Raw genomic sequence first — 5,794 nt, 5'->3', positions numbered from 1 at the left:
TGTGCTAAGGTCTGTTCCTTGTGCTGTTGTTTGTATTGGAGCTGTTGACTGTTCTGCTGTTTGATCGTGTCGTTGAAACGGCTAATTTCAGTATCTATGCCCTTTCTGCGCATCTGGGTGACTTTACTGCCTTCATGTATGGTGGCTTGTAGCTGATTACCTTGATCGGCATAACTGCGGTGGTCGATTCTTTCCCGATACCCTGCATATTCCAGAGCATGATTAGCTAAGTTTGCCCAGGTGGCTCGAATCTGTTTAATTTCTTCCTGGCTTGTTCCCATGCCTAAGCTTTTTCTTTTGGTGTTACTTAATTCAATATCGGCCTTATCTTTCAGCACCAGATTATGATCTTGATCGAGTTCAGCCTTGCGCGTAGTCAGCAAGATATGCGCGTGATGATTTTTATCATTGCCGTTATGGCTAGGCGCATGAATGGCTAAGTCTGCAATCACCCCATAACGGTCTACTAAAGATTGGGCAAACTCTTTTGCTAGTTCTTTTCGCTGTTCTTCGTCCAGTTCGTCCGGTAGAGCAATCACCCATTCACGTGCAGTTCGGGCATCTTTCCGATTTTCTGATTTTTCTGCCAGATTCCAAACTTTGCTTCGGTCTAACTCAGTATCCAAGTTAGAAAGAATCTCTGTATAAACCACACCTTCTTTTCTTTTGAAGTCGTGCGTTAATCCTGTCCGTTCATCTGTCAATTTTTCTCCTGCACGATAGGCCATAGATGCTACCGCAGTTCGTCCCGAACTTCGGTTAACGGTCTTAGTCGTACAGTGATAAATTGCCATGCCTTAGCCTTGTAATGGTTTTGCTTTTGCTTTTAAAAAATTGCGTAGCAATTTTTTGGGGTTAAGGGGATTCCCCTTACGCAAACTTTGACTTGGATGAAATCCAAGTCGTAAGTGCGCATTTCATGAAAAACACGATAGCATATAGCCCGCTTGAATTTCAATTCATAGGGCCTTATGCTTGAGTGGTTTTCTATATCCCGAAATCTGAATCATGACAAAAGCTGCTGAAACTCTCGAAAAGAAAATCGAAGCCCAGTTAGAAAAGCTGAAACAGTTAAAAGCTCGCAAACAAGCTATCGAAGCTAGAGAAAGGTCAAAGCAAAAAGAGCAGGAAAGGAAGGATGATACTCGACGTAAAATTTTGCTCGGTTCTTATTTAATTAAAAAGATGCAAAGTAATGAAGCCAACAAAGAAAAAATACTCGCTGAACTCAACGAGTATTTAACAGAAGATCGGGATAGACAGCTTTTTAACCTTTAAAATCTGTTTCAGTCCGCAAGGCTTTAAATATACGTTTTGCGGTTTCCTCTCTGACTGATTTTGGATCTCGTAAAATATTAGCAATCCAAATTGCAAATGCTTGATAGTCTTTTGCTCCAGCTAGATCACTAATACTACCTACTTTTGACAAAATAGAGCTGTAGGTATTGATTTGACCATCAGACAGACTGCGGAATATATCTAGTGTTTCTTGCTCTCGCTCTGATGCTATTAATCTAGGCTTGGGCTTCTCTCTGACAGTAAACTTAAAGCCAACCACAGAACGCCCTTTTTTAACGTTTTCATAAGTTAGGGCAATATCTGTATTAGCTGTGATCTCATCTAGTGATGGATTGATAACACGTTTTTTTAGATTACTTAGATCGTGATAAGACTCAGGTAAGCCAAATTCAGTTCTTATTCTTTCTAAAGACATTTCAAATTTTCCCATAGCCTGATGTTTTTTAGCTAAGTGATAAAAATCGAATGAGTAATCTTTTTTTAGACTAAGTACGATGTCTTTTTTGTACTTTGTATATGGATTTAATTTATCAAATTCTGTAAGCATCAATAAAACGATCTCAGGGAATCGAATTGCAATACCTCCATCTTCATAAATGCAATCAATTACCCAATTAGACAGAACACGTTTCCCTCTTTCATTGTTATAAGAAAAACTACGCTTAATCAGATTTCTACTTGCTACTTCTAACTGTGTATATGCTGAATGCGTTTTAATTCCACACTCTTCAGCGAATTTTTCAGCGGTAATCATAATAGGATCTTTTTCTGTTGCTTGAGTAGTTCTAGCAATTGGACTAGCAAGTATCAATATACGCTTTTCATCAATATTCATACTTTTAAAACATTCTTGAATATTATTTTGCATCACAACCCAAGAAGGTGGATACGTTTTTTTATTTTCGTCCATATAACTCCAATGCCTATTAAGTACTTTTTCGGATATGTACCTGTATAGTATATTATTGCTTAAAATTTGACTATTATTTTTGTACTTTTTTAAAAAAAGTACATCTAAATTTGTGTACCTTAATGTCCGGTAAAAGTACTTTTTAAGTCCGGTAAAAGTACTTTTTTAAATGCGTTTTGTCCGGTAAAAGTACTTAGTTGTCCGGTAAAAGTACTTTTTTAAAGTCTGAAAGCCTTGCTAGATATGGGCTAGAAGGGGGTCTAAAAGCTTTTAAAAGCTTTTTAAAAGATAAAAAAGGAAAATACAGAAAATAAAAACAGCCCTATGCCCTCGCTAAAGCTCGGACGTTTTAACCTCGCTTTCGCTCGGTTGAGGGGCTGTTTTTTTCAAATATGAATTGAGGATTTAATAAAAAAGAGACTATGCCTTCGCTTCGCTCAGTAGTCTTTATGCTCGCTTCGCTCGTCTAGAATTTGACTAATACAGTTCGCACCCCTTCGGGATGCTCTGTATCTTTCGTTACGAAGCAAAAGTGAGCTTGTAATCAGGGAAAAGGCAGGGGCGAAATTTTAATGCCAGGTGGTCGCTCGTAGACACTCGCTCGGCTCTTACTGGAATGATTAAAATATCTAATCAAAACCGTGAAACATTGATTAAAGAATATTCGTGGAACATGAAAAATCATAAAAAAAGCCCAAACGGGCTCGATTGGGCTATAAACTAGAAACTACAGCATTGATTTCTAAGTGGAATTATAACGTATTTCGTATAAGGTGTATTATGTTAATTTTAGAAAATCTAAAATAATTATTGATAATTTTTTTTTGAAAATTTAACATACCTTCCGATTGGTATTTTAGGTATGATTACTTATGAACAGTGTGTTACTCGCTTATGTATTACTTGGATTTGCAATAGTTTCCGAAGTGATTGGAAGTAGTTTTTTAGTTAAATCGGAAGGGTTTACAAAACTTTTTCCAAGCGTGATGGTCTTTATTTTTTTTAGCACGGCATTTTATTTATTATCACAAGTTATTAAAACAATCCCTTTAGGTATCGCATACGCTATATGGGCTGGTGTTGGGATTGTTCTAACTGCTGTAGTTGGCTACTTTGTTTTTAAACAGACACTAGATAATCCTGCTTTAATTGGAATTGGTTTTATCGTATCTGGCGTAATAATTATTAATTTATTTTCGCAATCAGCAGGTCATTAAGTGAAAGAAATTCGGCAACAAAAGAAGCAACCAGAGGTTATTCGAAAGCGCATCCTTGAACAGGCAACTATTCTTGTTTCTCAAAAGGGTATTTCTGGTGTTTCTATTCAAAATATTGCTACAGCAGTAGGTATAACAAAAGGGGGGGTATTTCACCATTTCCCGAATAAAAAAAATTTGATAGAAGAAATGTTCAATCAAATAATTCTTGATTTAGATCAAACAGTTGAATACTTGATTAAACGCGATCCAACAGAATATGGTAAATTCACACGAGCTTATATTCATAGTTCTTTTATCCATCAAATAGATGGGGTGGTTTCTGCTTGGTCAGCGTTATCAATGACTATGATCACAGAGCCTACCTTTAATAAAATTTGGATGGAATGGCTAAAAAATAGATTATCTCAACATGCAGAAACGGATAGTCATCCTGATTTAGAGTTACTTCGTTTAGCAGCAGATGGGTTGTGGCTACAAAGTATTACCGGAGTCATTGATGATGAGCAATGTTCAAAATTAGAAGACGATCTGCTTAATCGAACCTATTTAACATAAAATCTCTTATTCGAAATAGATCAAGAAGGACAATTTAATGATAGAAAAAGGGGCAATCATTTCTGACTGTAACAAATATCGTTATTCACTTTGGCGTATTTGGGATAAAGAAAAACCAATATTTACCTTTGTCGGCTTAAATCCATCAACTGCAGACCATGAGCAAGATGACCGAACCATAAGACGATGCATTAATTTTGCTAAAAGTTGGGGAGGTGGTGGCATTTATATGGCTAATCTATTTGCATATAGAGCTACTGATCCACAAGAAATGATGTCCCAAGAAGACCCTATTGGTCCTGATAACGATGCCCACTTAAAGCAATTAGCAGCAGAATCCCAAAAACTTATTGCTTGTTGGGGAAATGATGGTGTTTTTAAAGCGAAATCAACTTTTGTAAAACAATTGCTTACGGACAGACTCTATTATCTTAAATTAAATAAAAGTGGAGAACCTGGACATCCGTTATATATACATTCTTCCACTCAAATACAGCCTTTTTAGATTCCATTTAACATAATGGCTGTTATACGAAATTTGGATGTTAGAACCTATTTAAATTAATGAATTATTGAATAAGTAAAACCCTCTAAGTAGACTTTTAGAGGTTGTAAATCTAGGAAAAAGGCTAAACATGCCGTTGATTGAGTATTACGGTCTGCTATTTGAATGGCACGATAAAAAAATGGAAATAGTCTATCGAGGGCGTGAAATTACTTTTGAAGAAGTATGTAGCGTTTTTCTTGATCCAGAGCTGATTTCCTTTGACGATCTTGGTCATTACGATGAGCAACGGCTAATATCAATCGGTCTAAGTAATCGTGGTAGACTACTAACAGTGGTTTGGGTTGAACGTGGTGATGTTGCAAGAATCATTACTGCCTTTGAGCCATCGCACAATCAAAAGCGGAGGTATAACCATGCAAAATGAATTAGAACGCTATAAAAATTTTGACCCTACCAATGCGCCAGTAGTAAAACCGAATTTTGTTAAAAAATTACAAGAACGCCATGCTATTGCTCAAGCAAAGGCTTTTGATGCAGATGTCGTAACTTGGCTAAGTTCTCAAGATGATGAAACAAAACAGCACATTAACGATATGGTGCGCCATATCATGGCGTTGAAACGTGTTTAATTAAAATTTAGCTCGATGCTTTGAAATATGGCTTTTGCCATGTTTCAAAGTCGAGCCACTTTGCGAAATCCGGTATCAATAAAATTAAGAGAAGAACCGAGCAAAGTACTTACCCGTATTTATTTAGGGTCAATCACGCAATAATCCTTGTTTGTTCCGTGACAGTCATTTTTCATAATTCGGACACAGGATTTACCATTACAGTTTTTAATATCTAGATTATATCTTTGTTCTAGCCAAGCTGCTTCTGCACGACGTTCTTTGATCTCGTCAAAACTTGGAATGAATAAAAATATAAAAGACAGAAAAACCAATACCAGACTAAGGAAAATTGCACACAACAAGGCAATAAATCTGTAGTTCAATTTATCGGTGGCTTTATCTAACTCCTGAATACGTCTCTGAAGGGCGCGTGTAGCTTCCTGATTTGCGTTATTTAGGGTCTTTTTGCTCTGTTCTAGTACCCCACTAGCTACCTTATTGTAAAACGTCTCTAATCGCTTGTTATCGTCTGCTATGGCTTCCCTGTATTCCTTCATGGATGCCAATAAAATATATAACTGGTCGTCTAAATCGTTTTGATTGCTCATAGGGAAGGCCCATTTCTATTCATGCTTTTGCGTTGTTTCAGCTTCATCGCTTGTTCTTGCTGTAGCTTTAACTGCTTTTTATG

General features: G+C 36.7%; 9 protein-coding genes. 6 read left to right on the top strand and 3 right to left on the bottom strand.

What is annotated here, in order from left to right; translation table 11 throughout:
- A partial coding sequence (gene mobQ, locus C3420_RS16145; RefSeq protein ID WP_103857246.1) for a MobQ family relaxase occupies positions 1 to 794 on the bottom strand: 794 nt, incomplete at its 3' end.
- A gap of 214 nt (positions 795 to 1,008) precedes the next feature.
- Between mobQ and C3420_RS16140 the strand changes: the two genes are divergently transcribed.
- Positions 1,009 to 1,278, top strand: coding sequence for a mobilization protein (locus tag C3420_RS16140; protein ID WP_004282235.1), 270 nt, complete (start codon positions 1,009 to 1,011; stop codon positions 1,276 to 1,278).
- On the opposite strand, the gene C3420_RS16135 is transcribed toward C3420_RS16140, so the two are convergent.
- Positions 1,268 to 2,209 carry a replication initiation protein gene (locus C3420_RS16135; RefSeq protein WP_004282236.1) on the bottom strand — a complete coding sequence of 314 codons (942 nt, stop codon included), beginning with the start codon at positions 2,207 to 2,209 and terminating at the stop codon, positions 1,268 to 1,270. The two genes, C3420_RS16140 and C3420_RS16135, sit on opposite strands and share 11 nt — an antisense overlap.
- An 872-nt stretch (positions 2,210 to 3,081) precedes the next feature.
- Between C3420_RS16135 and C3420_RS16130 the strand changes: the two genes are divergently transcribed.
- From C3420_RS16130 to C3420_RS16110, 5 genes are all read left to right on the top strand, one after another.
- Entirely contained in the window at positions 3,082 to 3,426 is a 345-nt protein-coding gene (locus C3420_RS16130; RefSeq protein ID WP_005146112.1) for an SMR family transporter, read from the top strand.
- The gene (locus tag C3420_RS16125; RefSeq protein ID WP_005146114.1) at positions 3,427 to 3,984 is read left to right on the top strand and encodes a TetR/AcrR family transcriptional regulator; all 558 of its coding nucleotides are present in this window, start codon (positions 3,427 to 3,429) and stop codon (positions 3,982 to 3,984) included.
- A 37-nt stretch (positions 3,985 to 4,021) separates the two neighbouring features.
- Positions 4,022 to 4,489, top strand: coding sequence for a DUF1643 domain-containing protein (locus C3420_RS16120; protein ID WP_103801039.1), 468 nt, complete (start codon positions 4,022 to 4,024; stop codon positions 4,487 to 4,489).
- Positions 4,490 to 4,619: 130 nt separating this feature from the next.
- The gene (locus C3420_RS16115; protein WP_004282231.1) at positions 4,620 to 4,916 is read left to right on the top strand and encodes a BrnT family toxin; all 297 of its coding nucleotides are present in this window, start codon (positions 4,620 to 4,622) and stop codon (positions 4,914 to 4,916) included.
- Positions 4,906 to 5,121: a hypothetical protein gene (locus tag C3420_RS16110; RefSeq protein WP_005022345.1), complete on the top strand. Its 216-nt coding sequence runs from the start codon at positions 4,906 to 4,908 to the stop codon at positions 5,119 to 5,121. The genes C3420_RS16115 and C3420_RS16110 overlap by 11 nt, the downstream gene beginning before the upstream one ends.
- A gap of 119 nt (positions 5,122 to 5,240) precedes the next feature.
- Here the strand turns inward: C3420_RS16110 and C3420_RS16105 are convergent, their stop codons facing one another.
- Positions 5,241 to 5,711, bottom strand: coding sequence for a hypothetical protein (locus C3420_RS16105; protein WP_005264930.1), 471 nt, complete (start codon positions 5,709 to 5,711; stop codon positions 5,241 to 5,243).
- Positions 5,712 to 5,794: the final 83 nt, after the last annotated feature.

The sequence above is a fragment of the Acinetobacter sp. ACNIH3 genome (genome assembly GCF_002918965.1).
Taxonomy (GTDB): domain Bacteria; phylum Pseudomonadota; class Gammaproteobacteria; order Pseudomonadales; family Moraxellaceae; genus Acinetobacter; species Acinetobacter schindleri.
Note: the sequence above shows the minus strand (reverse complement) of the source record. Positions and strands in the feature narration are given on the sequence as shown.